The sequence below is a fragment of the Nitrospira sp. genome (assembly GCA_029194665.1).
GTDB lineage: Bacteria > Nitrospirota > Nitrospiria > Nitrospirales > Nitrospiraceae > Nitrospira_D.
Map to the genome: position 1 here is coordinate 41,399 of JARFXO010000002.1, position 16,314 is coordinate 57,712.

13 protein-coding genes and 1 pseudogene are annotated in these 16,314 nt (G+C 55.8%); 5 read left to right on the forward strand and 9 right to left on the reverse strand.

Annotated features, from left to right (window positions below; genetic code table 11):
• Positions 1-293: 293 nt before the first annotated feature.
• The 3 genes from P0119_05920 to P0119_05930 all read left to right on the forward strand — a co-directional run bounded on the left by P0119_05920 (position 294) and on the right by P0119_05930 (position 3,686).
• Positions 294-884: a fibronectin type III domain-containing protein gene (locus tag P0119_05920; protein ID MDF0665599.1), complete on the forward strand. Its 591-nt coding sequence runs from the start codon at positions 294-296 to the stop codon at positions 882-884.
• 535 nt (positions 885-1,419) lie between these two features.
• On the forward strand, positions 1,420-1,860 hold the full coding sequence (locus P0119_05925) for a fibronectin type III domain-containing protein (GenBank protein MDF0665600.1): 441 nt from the start codon (positions 1,420-1,422) through the stop codon (positions 1,858-1,860).
• A gap of 1,454 nt (positions 1,861-3,314) precedes the next feature.
• The gene (locus tag P0119_05930) at positions 3,315-3,686 is read left to right on the forward strand and encodes a fibronectin type III domain-containing protein (GenBank protein ID MDF0665601.1); all 372 of its coding nucleotides are present in this window, start codon (positions 3,315-3,317) and stop codon (positions 3,684-3,686) included.
• 781 nt (positions 3,687-4,467) lie between these two features.
• Here P0119_05930 and P0119_05935 read toward each other — a convergent pair.
• Positions 4,468-4,674, reverse strand: coding sequence for a hypothetical protein (locus P0119_05935; GenBank protein MDF0665602.1), 207 nt, complete (start codon positions 4,672-4,674; stop codon positions 4,468-4,470).
• Between the two features lie 181 nt (positions 4,675-4,855).
• A protein-coding gene (locus P0119_05940; protein ID MDF0665603.1) for an IS3 family transposase occupies positions 4,856-6,030 on the reverse strand; the annotation gives its coding sequence in 2 pieces (ribosomal slippage) (positions 4,856-5,754 and positions 5,754-6,030; 1,176 coding nt in all).
• A 256-nt stretch (positions 6,031-6,286) separates the two neighbouring features.
• Between P0119_05940 and P0119_05945 the strand changes: the two genes are divergently transcribed.
• Complete coding sequence (locus P0119_05945; GenBank protein MDF0665604.1) at positions 6,287-7,354, forward strand: IS630 family transposase; 1,068 nt, start codon at positions 6,287-6,289, stop codon at positions 7,352-7,354.
• 16 nt (positions 7,355-7,370) lie between these two features.
• On the opposite strand, the gene P0119_05950 is transcribed toward P0119_05945, so the two are convergent.
• From P0119_05950 to P0119_05980, 7 genes are all read right to left on the reverse strand, one after another.
• Positions 7,371-8,128, reverse strand: a protein-coding gene (locus P0119_05950) for an IS5 family transposase (GenBank protein MDF0665605.1) whose coding sequence is annotated in 2 segments (ribosomal slippage) — positions 7,371-7,793 and positions 7,796-8,128 — 756 coding nt in all. Because the reading frame shifts where the segments join, the coding sequence is not laid out codon by codon here.
• A 401-nt stretch (positions 8,129-8,529) separates the two neighbouring features.
• Complete coding sequence (locus P0119_05955; protein MDF0665606.1) at positions 8,530-9,804, reverse strand: ISNCY family transposase; 1,275 nt, start codon at positions 9,802-9,804, stop codon at positions 8,530-8,532.
• A gap of 232 nt (positions 9,805-10,036) precedes the next feature.
• Complete coding sequence (locus P0119_05960; protein ID MDF0665607.1) at positions 10,037-11,848, reverse strand: ABC transporter ATP-binding protein; 1,812 nt, start codon at positions 11,846-11,848, stop codon at positions 10,037-10,039.
• A 30-nt stretch (positions 11,849-11,878) separates the two neighbouring features.
• The gene (locus tag P0119_05965) at positions 11,879-12,352 is read right to left on the reverse strand and encodes a lasso peptide biosynthesis B2 protein (GenBank protein ID MDF0665608.1); all 474 of its coding nucleotides are present in this window, start codon (positions 12,350-12,352) and stop codon (positions 11,879-11,881) included.
• A gap of 86 nt (positions 12,353-12,438) precedes the next feature.
• Positions 12,439-13,659, reverse strand: a complete 1,221-nt coding sequence (locus P0119_05970; GenBank protein MDF0665609.1) for a nucleotidyltransferase family protein — start codon at positions 13,657-13,659, stop codon at positions 12,439-12,441.
• Positions 13,656-14,681, reverse strand: a complete 1,026-nt coding sequence (locus tag P0119_05975; protein ID MDF0665610.1) for a hypothetical protein — start codon at positions 14,679-14,681, stop codon at positions 13,656-13,658. Before P0119_05975 ends, P0119_05970 begins: the two co-directional genes overlap by 4 nt.
• A 417-nt stretch (positions 14,682-15,098) precedes the next feature.
• On the reverse strand, positions 15,099-15,440 hold the full coding sequence (locus P0119_05980) for a PqqD family protein (protein ID MDF0665611.1): 342 nt from the start codon (positions 15,438-15,440) through the stop codon (positions 15,099-15,101).
• Positions 15,441-15,637: 197 nt separating this feature from the next.
• Here P0119_05980 and P0119_05985 point away from each other — a divergent pair.
• Positions 15,638-16,312: pseudogene (locus P0119_05985) on the forward strand (IS5 family transposase).
• The last annotated feature ends 2 nt before the right edge of the window (positions 16,313-16,314 follow it).

A 16,314-nucleotide genomic window follows, 5' to 3' on the forward strand; every position in this document is an offset into this window, starting at 1 on the left:
TCGATTTGTGTGCTTCGACAAGCTCAGCACAAACGAAAAACCTGAGTATATTCAATGACCACTCGGTTCGTCCTGAGGCTCTCGAAGAATAAATGGAGGGTTTTTCCGCAGCCTGCTAAGTCTCTAAAAATCCGTTTCGCTCATTAGCCTTCCCTCGGCATTACTCTTGCTGACAGTTTTTTCACAGAAAGACGAGCATTGTGGTGATTCTCTCTGTCCCCCGCTGATCACCAGTGTGGGCATCTTAACACCATTACTTGCTTGTACCTATTCACCTACTAGGAGTGATTCTTATGTTGCTGCTCAGACCTTTGGCTGGCTCTGTCTCTTGGCAATCGAACATCTCGATGGTCCTCACGACACTTCTGGTTCTCCTCCTTATGTCAGTGGCTGGTTGTGCAGATGATGGAGGAAGAGGGCCGATGGTTTCTAGCCTTTCTACGCCAACGGACGCTACAGCAGAATCGGATTCTGATCAAGCTCATCATTCCGCACTGGCAGATTCTGACGGAGAAGAAGACCCTACGATCACTATGACCTCGTCTCCAACGGGAGTGACCGCGCATGTGACTTGGGTTCCCCCCCCAAATATGAACGTGGCTGGTTACAATATTTATTACCGACAGCAACCATCGGTAGAACCAAGTTCAGAGGAATCCGCTTCAGAAGAGTCCAGTTCAGAAGCATCTGTTTCAGAAGAGCCCAGTTTAGAAGAACAAAGCTCATGTTCTTCCGGGGAAAGCCAGACCGTCGAGGCTCCGGCCGCAACGATTACCGGACTGGAACCCAACACTCGATATTCTTTCGCTATTCGTGCGTTCAACGAGTCGGAGAGTCTCTGCTCGAATGAGATCACGGCGATGACGCCTTCAGCTCAATCTTAAAAGTACACATCTCTTGTGTGAAGGAGACTACCTGATCCAGCCTCCTTCTCCAGCGACAAAAGGGGTTGAGGCATGCGAGAAACTGAACTTTTTCACGCCACATCGTACACAGCATCCTGTAATGCATCATTCCGTTGCAGCGGGTTGGTGATCCATTAAACCATCTCAACTGAATCGACTGCGACTTATACAGGGCTGTTACAGACGAACATCCGTAGTGAAACGTCCATCATCGAAGAAAGGCCACATGACACTGATGCAACACTCCTTAATAATGGCGCACATTAAACAAACGGCTCGGTCTCATCGTACGGCTTCGGCCACACGCTGGTTCTGGCACGTAATCGGCATCACGGCATTCCTTTGCCTGGGGCTCTCTTCTGAGTGCTTGGCGTCCCACACTGTTCGTCCGAGCTCGCTGACCTACTATGCTGTGCAGGGTGCGACAAACCCACCGAAGCAGACACTAATCTTCACCAAAACCCCTACTTACAAGGCTACGCTCACGGCCTCAGACAATGCTACGTGGCTGACAGTGTCACCCACCAGCCAATCTGAGACCACACGTGCGACTCTCGCGGTTGCCGTCAGTATCAGCGGGCGTGCAGCGGGGACATACAGAGCAACCATCACGGTCAAGGAGGGCACCTGGTTCACTCAAAGTGTCCCTGTGACGTTGATTGTCTCGCCCGCCACCTCCTCACCCCCTTCGTCACCCCCACCTGCGACGTCTACAGCCACCCTCACGTGGAACACGAGCACCGGCACTTCGGTCAACGGCTATAAAGTGTACGTCGGAGAAGCGCCCCACCGCTATACACGAACCATTAATGTCGGTAACGCCACAACATCGACCGTGAACAGTTTGACCGTCGGCAGGATGTACTATTTCGCCGTCACGGCGTACAATAGTGCCGGCGAGAGTGCCCCATCTAACGAGGTCAGCAAGACGATTCAACCTATAAACGGCAGTTGAGGTACTGGTAAACGAGCGATCGCCGCATTATCCAACCATTTGATGCCATTAACGAATTCACCCTATTGGTGAACTGCGGAGCAGTTGAAAAACCACTCAATTCCGTACCCTATGCGTGAACGTGAGCATCCACTGCCGTTTTTAGGTTCAATGATCCCACGAAGTACTTCCCTGCAATCCGAGCCACGTGACTCGATTTTAGGGAACCACCATACAGACTGCTCGTAAAAAACGAAGGGCCACCCTCTTTCTTGGAGGATGGCCCTTCTACTGCGGTTTCTTGTTCCTTTTTGATCTTTTTAAAGGTTGATGCCTTCGCATTCCACACTTTCGAGTTCCGACTACCCTCTCTAAGTCTTTAAACATCCGTCTGGTTCATCAGTCTTCTCCTGGCATTACTCTTGCTGACCGTAATATTTTATTAGGAAGACGATGTTTATGGCGATTCCCTCTGTCTTTCGCTGATCACCAGTAGGCGCAGCTTATTATCATTACGATCCTATGCTTATTCAGTAGTAGGAGTGATTCTTCTGTTGCTGCTCAGACCTTTAGCCAGCTCTGTCTCTTGGCAATCGAACATCCCGAGGGCCCTTCCGACACTTCTGGTTCTCCTCCTTCTGTCATTGGCTGGCTGCACAAAGGATGGAGCGGGAGAACCGATAATTTCTAGCCTTTCTGCGCCCACTGACGGTGCAGCAGGATTGAACTCAGATCAAGCCACCGGTTCCAAGGCGACAGATTCTGCAGATTCTGACGGAGAAGAAGGTCCCACGATTACCATGACTTCGACCTCAACAGGAGTTACCGCGCATGTAACCTGGGCTCAGCCTCCAGATATGACCGTGGCTGGTTACAACATTTATTATCGAAAGCAACCATCAGAAGAACCGAGTTCAGAAGAGTCCAGTTCAGAAGAACCAAGTTCATGTTCTGACGGGGAAAGCCAAACCGCCCAGGCTCCACCAGTTACAGTCACGGGACTCGAACCCAACACACAATATTTGTTCGCTATCCGTGCGTTCAACGAGTCGGAAAGTCTCTGCTCGAATGAGATCACGGCAGTAACGCCACCGGCTGAATCCTAAGAGGGAAACTCCTTAGTGCAGCATCTCTCACCGAGGAAAGGTAGGACACTGATGAGGCACCTCTTTATAGAACATACCCACCGAACGGTACGGCCTCGCAGTAACGAAAACCCCTTGGCCGTAACTTTGTTCTGGCAGGTTGGGATTATGGCGTTGATCTGTCTGGGACTCGCTTCTGAGTGCTTGGCTGCTTCCACGAGTCCGAAAACTCTGACATTTTACGCTGTCCAAGGTGCGACAAACCCACCGAACCAAACATTAACTGTCAGAAGAACCCAGTCTAAACAAGCGACCCTCACGGCCTCAGACAATGCTGCTTGGCTGACAGTGTCGCCGACCACAACCTCCATGACAACAAGTGCGACAATCATGGTCACTGTCAACACCAGCGGACTTGGAGCAGGGACTTACAATGGAACCATCACGATCAAGGTGGGTACCTGGTACACAAAGAACGTCCCTGTGACGTTGATTTTGTCGCCCGCCCCCCCGCCGCCTCCACCCACGAAGGCCACAGCCACCCTCACGTGGGACGCGGTCACTGGTACCCCGGTTAGCGGGTATAAAGTCTACGTTGGAGAGGCACCCCGTCTCTATACACGGACCATTGACGTCGGCACTGTCACATCATCGACCGTGGACAGTTTAACCGTGGGCCGAGTGTACTATTTCGCCGTCACTGCGTATAACAGTGCTGGCGAGAGCACCCCCTCCAACGAGGTGAGTAAGAGTATTGACTGATCACCAGTGTCTGCCCCAGGCAGGAAGCCATACCTACTCCATAAACGGGAACAATTGTGAGAGATGGCACATCCCTAGGTCGTCAGCGCCTTCCGTGAAGACCGATGGGTTATCAGGAAAGAGGATATTGCTATCCCAACACAAGGGGACCTGGCATTCTGCGATTACACCGATGATGTGACCAAGAGCAACTTGAGATGGGAAAGCAGAAATGACAGAGGTGAACTCAATCGGTGTTCTATAGTTGAGCCTGGACCTCGTTTGAGCAAACACTTACAGCCCCGTTATAAGCGCTCACCGCAAAATAGTAGGTCGATCCTGGATCTAAGCCAGTCACAGTTCCTTGAGGAGACGAGGTGCTTGTTAGGTAGTCGTATGCGCACGAGCCAGGCTGGTTGGGAGATTGTTTCCCATAATGAATGGAATAGCCTATTAGATTTGGATCATTGACAGGGTCCCAGACCAAATTGACTGTCGTTCCAGCAGGGGTCGTTTGTTCATCATCAGCTCCACAGCCAGCAAGTGAGAGGAACACCAGACAGCAGACGAGCAAACAGGCCCGACCGACCCCTAATCCTGGATTTCGCAGTAGCCCATACTTAGCCATAGTGGTAATAAATACTTTTCAGTAGCCGGACGTCAAGTGCGTCGTGGTTGAATCTGGGGAAAAGCACATCTGCTCATTAGAAAACTTTGGCCGCTTCATCAACCTACCCCTTTCGTCGATGACCGTCAAGGTCGCCATCATACCCTATACCCTGTTCTGAACATGCCACCACACTTACGCAGCTGGTTGCAGGATGACGCGATGCCCCAGCCGCTCCCACTGCTTGACGTGCCGGCGAATGGTCTGCTCCCGATCCCGTTGATCGAGGTAGGCGGCGCCCACCTCGTGGTAGGGCACTCGGTCCTTGAGCGTGTGATAGACGATCACCAAGAGCGTATGCGCGACCGCCACCACGGCTTTCTTGTGTCCCCGATGCCGCATGATGCCCAGGTAGCGCGGCGAGCCGACTGTCTTTGACTCCGAATTGCGGCCAACGCGGCTTCCGTCAGCGTACTGCGCAGGCAGTGGTTGCCTTTGCGGGGCGTGCCACTCAGACGTTTACCCGCGCTTTCGTGCTGCCCCTGACCCCGGTTGTCAAGAGTGGACGCCATGAGTCGCAGCCTCACGCCGCCGACTGCTGACGGGCCCACTGCTGGGCAAATGCCGCGGGCGAGCAATTCCCGAGTCGAGAATGTCGCCGCTGCCGGTTAGAGAATAGCTCGATATACTCCGTGATCTCGCGCCGAGCCTGCTCACGGGTTTCGTAGCGACGATGATGCACCAGTTCATTCTTCAGCGTCCCCCAGAAACTCTCCATCGGGGCGTTGTCATAGCAGTTCCCCTTCCGACTCATGGACGGGATCAGGCCGAACTGCCGCAGCTGATCCTGATAGTCCTGGGCACAATACTGCGAGCCACGATCGGAGTGGTGGATCAGTCCCGGGCGCGGACGTTTCGCCCCCAGTGCCATGACCAGCGCCTGCCTTACCAAGTCCGTCGTCATGCGGCCCTCCATCGCATGCCCGACTACCTCACAGGTATACAGATCTTTGATCCCCGCCACATACAACCACCCTTCTGCCGTGGGGATATATGTGATATCGGTGACCCAGGTCTCGTTCGGGCGCGTGGCGACAAACGTTTGGGCCAAGACATTCTCCGCCACCGGCAGCGCGTGCTTCGAATCCGTCGTGGTCGTGAACCGGCGCACCTGCTTGCAACGGAGGCTCAGTTTCTTGCGTAGCCGCTTGATGCGCCCAATCCCGGCGGGGAAGCCGTCCGCACGCAATTCCGCCTGGAGGCGCTCCGGGCCATACGTGTGCCGGGTGCGCACATGGGCAGCTTGGATCGCCACTTCTAGCCGCACATTCTCCTGGGCGCGTTTCGACGGCCGCCGATGCTGCCAGGCATAGTAGCCGCTTCGGGATACCTCCAGCACTCGACACAACAGACTCAGCGGGTAGTGGAGACGCAGCGTCCTCATGAGCGCGTACCGGGCAGCTGCGCCTTCGCAACGTACGCGGTGGCTTTTTTTAGGATGTCCCGCTCCATCCGCGCTTCAGCGAGATCGCGCTTGAGCCGAGACACCTCGGCCTCCAGCTCCGTCACGGGCCGTCGGCTCTCGCCCAGCGTCGCGAGCTGGCCCTGCCGAGCTCGACACACCCAGCCCTCGAGCGTCCTGCCCGACATGCTCAGGCGTCTGGCGGCCTCCGGAATCGTCAACGGCTGTTCCAGGACCAGCCGCACTGCCTGCTCCCTGAATTCCTTTGTATACTGCTGTCGCGGCACCTGTTCCATCTCACACCTCCAGACCTCTCATTGTAGGTTGAAGGCGTCCACTTTTCCGAGCCTAGCACAGTGCCGAAAGCCCCCGCGGCAGACTGCTGGCGGACCCACGGTATCAAGGGTACCCGCCGTTGACCGGGCCACGGTGGCCATCCGAATAGTGTTGCGCTGATCTATTCATACTGAACTGACCAGCGACTACGCAGTTCTAGTGCTTAGTTGCATAAGTAATCGATAAGGCGTACCGTCTTGGGCAAGGAGGCCGACCATGCCCAAGTCGCCACCCAGGTTGCATTGTTCCGAGCCAGACCGGAAGATGTTGGAGGAGTGGGCGCGGAGCCGCACCCAGGAAGCCCGCCTGGTGGAGCGAGCCAAGATCAACCTGCAATGCGTGCAAGGACACTCGGTCAGCGACATTGCGCGAAGTTTGCGCGTGCGCCCCAATACGGTGATCGATTGGCGGCGGCGGTTCGACCTCGAAGGATTGCCCGGTCTGGCGGATCGTCCGCGCTCGGGTAAGCCGCGGCAGTATGGCGCGGACTTTCGCAAGCAGGTGCTGGCGGTGATGGAAGCACCCCCGCCGAAGGGACAAGCCGCCTGGGACGGTCCAGCAGTGGCCCGGCATCTCAAAACCTCCGTGCACGCGGTCTGGCGTGTGCTGCGCAAGGAAGGCGTCTGCCTAGGCCGGCAGCGGAGTTGGTGCGTGAGCACCGATCCGGAATTTTCCACCAAGGCCGCCGCTATCGTGGGGCTGTACTTGAATCCGCCGGGAAAGGCGCTGGTCATATCCGTCGATGAGAAGCCCAGCATCCACGCGTTGGAGCGGGCGACCGGGTACGTGGAGACCGACAATGGCAAAATCGTCTGCGGGTTCAAGCGCACCTACACGCGTCACGGGACGTTGAATCTGGTTGCTGCCCTGGAAGTCGCGACCGGTGCGATCCACACGCAACTCACTCGGCACAAGCGCCGCCTGGAGTTTCTGGACTTCATGGATCATCTGATGGCGGAGATGCCCGAGGGCAAAGACATTCATGTACTCCTGGACAATTACTGCATTCACAAACGGAATGATCCGTGGTTGGCCGCACACCCCAATGTCGTGTTCCATTTCACACCGACGTCAGCCAGTTGGCTCAACCAGGTTGAAATCTGGGTTGGGATCTTTGCGCGAAAGGCGCTCAGGGGGGCCAGCTTTCGGAACATCGAGGAATTGCGTCAGGCCATCGAAGCGTTTGTGGCCGCCTATGGACCAACCGCCAAACCGTTTGTGTGGCGCACGAGAGAAGTCCAAGGCTCTCAACTCAGAAACACTATCGTGAACTTACGCAATTAAGCACTAGGGCGTGTCATCAATTAAGCCATGTCATTGAAGCAGCGAGATAGATGGCACCGAGGAAATTGGCGGCGCGTTTGTCGTAGCGGGTGGCGATGGCGCGGAATTGCTTGAGTCTGGCGAAGAAGTTCTCAATCAGATGCCGGGCTCGGTAGAGGTCTTGATCGTATTCGCGGGGGGTGGTTCTGTTGGCTTTGGGGGGAATGACCACGACCTTGCCCGCTCGTTGCAGCGGCTGGATCACCCGTTCATCGGCATCAAAGGCCTTATCGGCAATGATGGTATCCGCGTCAATGCCGGGTAGCAAGACATCGGCGCCCTCCAGGTCATGCGCCTGCCCTGGGGTGAGATGAAACCCCGTTGGGTTACCCAACGCATCACAGGTGGCGTGGATTTTGGTGGTCAGGCCACCCTTGCTGCGTCCGATGGCTTCCTGCGCGTGGTGCCCCCTTTTGCACCAGCGCTGTGCTGGTGGGCACGAACGATGGTGGAATCGATCATCGCGTATTCGTTGTCAGGATCGTCAGCAAGACGTTCAAACACCCGCTTCCAGACGCCGCGTCGACTCCAGCGCGTATGGCGTGTGTGGATCACTCGGAAATCTCCGAACCGCTCCGGCAGATCCCGCCACGGGATCCCCGCGCGATACCGGTACAACACCGCTTCCACAAACAGCCGGTTGTCCTTCGCCGTCACGCCCACCGTCTCTTCACGACCAGGCAGCAGATGCTCGATCTTCTCCCATTGGTCATCACGCAATCCATACCGTCTCACCATCCGCAGACCCCTCCTTTGGTCTGGGACGGAGTAAATCACAACACGATGGCTCTGTGAATCGAGAAAATTAATTGATGACACGCCCTAGCTGCAGAACGGGAGATGGGGATGCCTTTGGCAGATGCGATTAATAATACGCTGCTCTCTTCTACCGCCCCTACCAGAAAAGGCCGCGGTGATATCAAGCAACAGGCCATGCTTCGTAAGGGCTGGCTGGACATACACTTCTTTGACAGGTCTCATTTTTACCCTCCATCCAAGTATGAGAAACAGAGTCTTCTATAGATCATTACTATCGTTTATTGCCATACCTCTTAAGTGGGGAGTGTACTCTTGATCTTGCTCGAATATCAATCTCAGGTACGGAAAAGTGTCAAGCCCAAATAGAAATGTCCGGTTTATGTTCCGGCCGCTGCCGGGTGTGGTCCTCGTTCCTGCCGCCACCGCTTGCGCCATGGATGGTTCGGTTTGGGCGTGACCGGGCGGTGGGAGCGGGGCAGGGATTTGGCCTCCGCCACCGTCACCGGTCGCGCCGCGATCGCGTGGAAGCCGAGCGCCCGCCCCTGGTGCGTGAGCCGCAGGGTGCCATCGAGCCGGTGTTCCACCAGGACGTGGGCAGCCCGGACCGTGTCGTGCATTTGATAGAGCTGCCCCTGATGCACAATGGTGAAGTCCTTCCGTAGGCAGCGGGTGGTCTTGAGGCACAAGCTCCCGTCCAAGGTCCGATTCGGTGGCGTCGGTCGATGCAGATCCGCCGCCTGAGCCGGCGGCACGGCAAACCGCCGGTTGTAGACCGGCAGATAGTGCTCCACAAAGCGGTTCGTGTCCTCCACGGTCGCGATCCCGGCCAAACGCAGCTCTTTGACCAGTCGATCTTGAAACGTCTGAAACAGCCGCTCCATTCGCCCCTTGGCTTGCGGGGAGTGGGCCGCGATCAGCTCCACGCCCAACTCGCGCAACGCTCGGCCAAACTGACTCGCCGGTTCCACGCCGGCCAGTTGCTCCTTCACCGTCGGCTCGGCGGGCGACTGATACGTCGTATGCTTGTCCGCATAGAGTGCCAGTGGCAACCCATAGCGCCGCACGTAGCGTTGAAAGCTGTCCATCGCCGGGATCGTACCCTCGTACTCATAGAACCGGGCAAACACGCGACTGCTCGCATCATCGATGTACGCCATCAGGACACACTGCGGGCCGCGCTCCTCCAACCAATCATGATGGGAGCCATCCAGCTGCACCAACTCCCCGACATGCGTCTTCCGCGCCCGCCAGGCCCGGTGTGGGCGCTTCCGCCGCCGGAAATGCTCGATCCCGCGCGCCCGTAGCCACAGCCGTAGGGTCTCGTCGCTGAGCGTGATCCCGTGGTGCTCGGCCAGTTTCTCCGCCGCCAACGTCGGCCCAAAATCGCCATACCGCTCCTCGTACAGCTGCAATGCCTTCGCCTTTCTCTGCTCGGGAATCCGCCGGTTCGACGGTTTGCCCCGTACCCGATGCACCAGCCCCTCGTCCCCCTCCTGCTCGACCCGCCGCAGGAGGCGCCGCACCTGCCGCGCCGTCAGGCCCAACAACGCCCCCGCGTTGACCTGCGTGATCTGTTTCCCCACCACCTGGCGGATCACATGGACCCGCCGCAGTTCCTTCCCACTCATGAGTACCCTGTCCTCTCCGACCATCCCGCCCTCCTTGTGAGAGCGGCCAGTCTAGCAACGAAGAGGACATTGCTATCTTGGCCAAAGCGGACATTATCATGTTGGGATTACATCTCAGGTACGGAAAAGTATCCGAAAACCAGCCCTCCCAGAGACGCCGTAACCACTTGCAAAATAAATCGAATCAACCACAAACCGAAATCAATGCAACCATCGCGTTAGCGACGAAGGCTCTGCCGTACATAGAGCCGCTCGACTATTTGTAGTACTGTGATTGGATCCGGAACAGCTCGGCATAGATGCCATGGCAACGCATCAGCTCCTCATGTGAGCCACTTTCCAGAATCCGCCCTTCATCCACCACACAAATTCGATCAACCATTTTCACGGTGGACAAGCGATGACTGATCAAAATCGCGATGCGACCTTTGGCCAACTCATGAAACCGGCTAAACAGCTCCGCCTCAGCCTTGGCATCCATCGCGCTGGTCGGCTCATCAAGAATGAGGATCTGCGAGTCGCGGAGGAAGGCTCGCGCGAGCGCCACCTTTTGCCATTCACCGATGCTCAGTTCATGCCCGCCGTCGAACAACTTGCCGAGCACTGACTCGTACCCCTTGGGCAAGCGCTCAATGGCCTTATGAACACCAGCCTGTTTGGCCGCCTGGACGACGGCGAAAAGATCGACATCGGAAGATCTCACCCCCAAAGCGATGTTCTCTTTTACCGAAAACTGAAACTTCATGAAGTCCTGGAAGATCCCGCTGACAGCGCCTCGGACATCGGCAATCGGGTAGTCTCGAAGATCTTCACCATCGATCGTAATGCGACCGCTCGATGGATCATAGAGTCGACATAGCATCTTCACCAGTGTCGTCTTCCCTGCCCCGTTCGCTCCGACGAATGCGACATGCTCACCTGGGCTGATCGTAAAGGTGACGTCCCGGATTGCCACACGTTCTTCATGTGAGTATTGGAATGACACATGATCGAACACAATTCCCTGCGTGATTGGTTGGGGAAACCGCTTGGGATATGCCGAATTCTGCAAACGAGACTGAATGCCCAAGAACTCATTTAATGTGGTCAGGAACAGATTGCTCTCGTAGAGATTCGACACACTCCATCCCAAACTCTCCAGGAATCCGGAGGCTCGCTGCACCGCCTGGAAAAACATGACGAGGTCGCCCACCGTAAGCAGCCCCTGAAATGTTCGGAACGCCACAAAACTGTAGACCCCGAACACTCCAACTACGCCGATGACCTGGGCGGCAAGTCCCGCGAGGGCCCAGCGACGCTCTAACGCAATCCGTTCCTGGCGCAGCACCGATCGTGCCTCCTGGAACCACTGCCGCAGCCGAGGACCGAGGTCGAACAGCCGGATTTCTTTCGCTGCAGTGGCTTGTGTCAGCAGCATATTGACATACCAGGCCTTCCGTTCAAGCGGCGTCCGTTCGCAGTCCCAGACAAACAGACTGTGAGATTGTTGCAGTCGGACGAAGAAGTAGGGGAAAGCTGCCAGCAGCAAGACCGGAATCACCGCCCAATGCAGCCACCAGAGTATGGCTGCCATGGCAAGCAATGAAATGGCGTCTTGTCCAAATTGAAGCAAGGCGTTGAGAATCCCCGTCGGTTGATAAGGCGCTTCTTGCTGTGCGCGATGGAGCGTATCGTGATACCGCGCATCCTCATAGTACTCCAGATCGACCTCGATGGACTTTGCCTGAAGGAGCGCATGCATGTGGTCGGTGACGACTTGCGCATGAATCGTTGAAATCAGAGAGGCCATGCTGGTGAGCATGGCATTGGCCATCGCAACACCCGCCAGCCCCATAAGAATCATGATCATCCGATTCAACGATTCCTCGGCAGACGGAATCTTACTCCCTTCGGTCACGACATCGATCAACAGTTTCGTGAGATACAGCACCGCCAGTGGGAGGAGGCCTTGGACTACCCGTACGACGATACTGCCGATAGCCAGACTCGGACTGCTCTGCCAAACGAACAGGAGGGCATGGCGAAGCGTCAGGAGAAAGGGGCGTATGCGATCCAGAATAAGATTCATGGTCAACCAGAGCAAGTGATGAAGATCACATCAGGACACTGCCGTCCTCTTGCTCTGACACCGAATGGTAGAGTCCCGCTCTCCACCGCCTACATGATCCGGAGGATACGAAAAGGTGATCGTGTAACGTTGCCAATGCTGGCCTGTTTCGTAAAAGGGCCGGAGATTTAACATGAGCCACGCATGGCCATCGAGATGTGAACCGTCCTTCCTCACACCACATTGAAAGAGAACTGAATACCCCAATCGCCTGGCGAACCAATAGAGAGCCAAGGACCGTGGGAAGCAATTCCCTTTTCTGCTATAGGGAAACAACTGAAGCCAGCGATCTACGTAATAGACCAGATCCTCCATCTCGGCCGCAGCAGGCCTCCACGTCATCGAACGAGGAGTCAATCGATCTAGCACCAGCGGCAAACTCTTGACCCGCAACAAGAAACGAACCCACAACACTACCAAGCCTGTGCGAAACACGATCTCATATTTTTTCACGAGTCGAATCATGGTCGCTTCCGTGGAGCAAACCTCACGGACAATTCAGCATCTGTGTTCTCAAACCCGAAGAACACCTGGCCCGGTGATCTTGATGCCTAACCATCATGCTCAACCCAGCGATTGATAGCTCCCCAAATCTTGAAGGGAAACACACTCCTTATAGTTCGGTGAAGAGGGAGAACGATCCGAGCGAGACGTGGAAGGGAAGTGCTCCAGGGAAACCAGGGTGGAGGAGTGGTGACCAGAGGATGGTGATCACGACACAACATCAGACCAAACCGCCAGCGGTCCCACCAGGAATCTTTTAAGGAGAAGTAGAGTGCAACGACCTGGCCCTCATCCACTCCGGCATAATAATCTGCCACCAGAGTGGATGGCATGCGGTCGGACAACATCCGCACGGCTGAATCGGCCGAGAGCCGTGCGAGAACCGCCTTAGGCAGGGGGGCATCCAACAACAGGTGCGCGAGTGACAACCCCATACACACCAGACGTCGGCAACGCCACATCGATGAAATCGAGAAAATCCAATCCCAGTCCAGTCGGTTGTGCGCTCGAAGTAACTGGGCGACATCACACACCCATTTGAGCGCTTCCCACCCATGCTTCGACCCATGGACACACAGAATTATCAACAGAGCTTCCGGCGCCAGTCCTGGTACCGTCTTGTTCGCAAGCGATACAGCTGTTCGACGCTGCCAGAACTCTGACCGATCCAACCGAAACATAAAGTATTGCTGTGCCATTACCCACTGGAGATCAACGCGAAAGTGCGTCCGCTGTTTGATGAACACATGGTGAGGCCCTCCCCTGTGGTCCGCCTCGCCAGAATCAGATGAAGGACCTTCCCTTTCATAACCCAATGTCAGCAACATAGCCTGCGCTTCTGTAATGGCGCCTTCTGGAACAAGCAGATCCGTGTCGCTAAACTCTCGAAGGGTCAGATCACCATAGACCGAAGCTGCCAGAGTCGCCCCTTTGATAGGTATAACCGGCACTCCATGCGCCTCCAGCGCTTCGCACAAGACGACGAGCTCCTGCGCAAGCATCCGGTTGCGCAATGCACCGGCTTGCGTCCTCTGACGTAGCTCGGTCAACGATTCGGCGGGCACGAGGTCAGAACAAAGCTCGGATAGATTTCGATGCAACAGAGGACCGACGCCATGATACCAAGCCAGATCAAGGACAACCGACCAGTCAAGCGGCCCTTGCACTCTTTGCCTGATACGTGTCTTGAGCTCGTCTGTCACGACCGTACGGGCGCACCAGACCAGGAGCTCGGATTCCTGCCGTAATGAGAACTGCCTGTTCGTCATGATCCTTTTTGCACAAGCAGCGGCGTGATCAGCTTCGGCAAGTCGAGGATATCCTGGCCGAAATGCAACCGGTAGCAGTCCACCTGCTGAACCAACTTCGCTAAGACTTTAAACTCCCGCCTGGCGACCTCCGGATCATAAACCAATAGCGCCTGTGGAAGGAGAAGTTCCATGGCTCGACTCTTAGGAAGAAGCTCGAGGTGACTGTGCGGGGCATCGACCATATGGGGGAACAGCACCACGGCAGGCTGACAGCAGTCGCCCAACGAGTTCGGATACAGATTCTCGGCATGAAAAGACCGCTTTGGCGAACCGGACTGAAGGACATGATCAGGAGCATCGAGGAGTTCCTGGAAAAAAGCGATCGTCGTTTCGGTCACGCTAATCTCGATGGGAAACGGGAGTACTTCCACATGCGTCCCGGCATCTCGAATCCACGGATGATCATCCGACAGATACCGGTAGCCCGAGCGGAGCAGAGAGATAGAACACGTCGTCTTACCGCGGCCGCTATTCCCTGGGATCAAGACCCCATGGCCATGTTTCTCCACTGCAGTCGCATGGATCGTATAGAGTCCCCGGTATCGTAGGAGTTCGCTCAAGGCGCGGTGAAACAGATATTCGATCAAGTTCGTATGCATGGTTTCAGGCTTGATCAGATAACCGTCAGTCCGGCCCTGCACACCATCCATCACCAGCACCCCGACGTCAGGAAAGTCTGCAATCAAGCGCCCCTCGTCCTGAATGACCTCGTAGGGCAACCCGGTCTTCCACCGATCCTCATCCCCTGCACCCGTTCCGGCGGACAATTGACGCGCAGATGAAGACAGTGCCAGCAGAATCTCCGATCGAGCCTGCACTGCGTGGAAATACAAGCTGAGCGCGGCTGACTCCTCGATCGAGTCCTGCCGGAAATGCCTCAGTAATTCATTCACTGGTGCAGCCAACTGAGGCGACTCCGTAACATATCTCATTGGCGTGCCGTAGAGGGAAAACAGATACGTTGTCCTAGGCGATTCCATCCCGGTCCTCGTCTGCAGCCTCACCCTCGTCGGTATTCATTACCCCTCCTAACACAGGCAGAGAAGGCAGGCTGATCCTGAGGAGCCCTACTGCTCGTCCTCGCCCTGGTCAGCTCGTTGCGTCGAAACCAGGAACGACATGAGGGGATATCCGGCAGCAACTCGTGTCTAACGAGCGCTGACTGGACACGCCCCTCATTCCTTTCATTCATATTTATCCCGGATTCTGCAGTAGACGATGCAGGCTAAAAACCCCTTCCCAAAACATCTTGATAGTCAATGTCTTAAGTTGTCAATTTTGAACTGCGATGCGGTTGAACTTGGTGAAAACGGTCTCAGTGGTTGTACGGAAATTCATTCGGGTTGATCGTCGTTTATGAACATACCTTCGATTTCAACTGCGGAATCCGGGTTTATTTACTTCCTTCCTTGTTGAAGAAGCCCCTCCTGAACTAGTTGATCGATCAGGGCAATAAGATCGTACAGCGCCTGCTCGGATGCAACCTCAAAGCGGTTGCACAGGCTCGCATGAATGTCGCTGATGGTGTTGTGACCGGTACAGTGCTCCCAAATGACACTGCCCAATCGGTTCAATGTGTAGTAGCGTCCGCTGCTGAGATTCAACAGCACCGTCTCGTCCGCCATACTTGCGGTTTGTACATCGGGGCTGGGCCAGAGGATAGTTCGATCCAGCATCGTGCGATCGATGGCAGGCTCTGAAACGGTTTGATAGGGCATCTCGTGCAATGGGTCCGACATGGGTCTGTCCCTCCTCGATTCATCTTTCGGCAACATGACTAGGCTCTGTTGACGTTGGGGCTTTCCCCCCCGTCCGCGATCTGTGATTCACTGTTCAAAGCCCAGGGGAGAGAGTTTTAAGTGGCGAGACGCGAGCTTCGAAACGATCAATGAGATCAAAGCAAGGACTTGCTGCCTGAGAAAAAGAGCGATCGGGACGGACAGGTAAGGACAACCGGCTGTTCGTGAATGCCGTGCTGTCGATTGGGCGGACAGGGGAGCACTGGCGGGAGATTCCGGAGACGTTCAGTGAATGGAACAGTGTGTTCCAGCGATACAACCGCTGGTCAAAGGCAGGCGTGTGGGAACGAGTGTTCCATGCCTTGTCCGGCGACCAGGACTTTGAATACGTAATGATCGACTCCACCATCGTCCGCGCACCAGCACTCCGCTGGTGCAACAGGGGGACTCAAGAGACGGAAGTTCATCGCCGCTCGAAAGGCGGCCTGACCACGAAACTACATGCTGCCGTCGACGGCCCGGACAATCCCCTGCGCTTCATTCTGACGCCGGGACAGGCATCGGACTATACGCAGGTCGAGCCGTTGCCGGCAGGCTTTCCCTTGCAGAACATCATCGCAGACAAGGGATACGACAGTAAAAAGATCGTCGACACTGTTGAACTGACCGGCGCGAAAGCCGTCATCCCGCCGCGCTCCTGCGTCAAAGACCCGCGCGAACCCGACTTCGCCTTGTATGCCGAACGCGACCGTATCGAGTGCTTCTTCAGTAAGCTCAAGCACTACCGCGTCATCGCCACCCGTTACGCCAAACGCGCCCGCAACTTCGCAAGCCTCATCTATCTTGCGGCTTCCATGCTCTGGATAAAATGAAT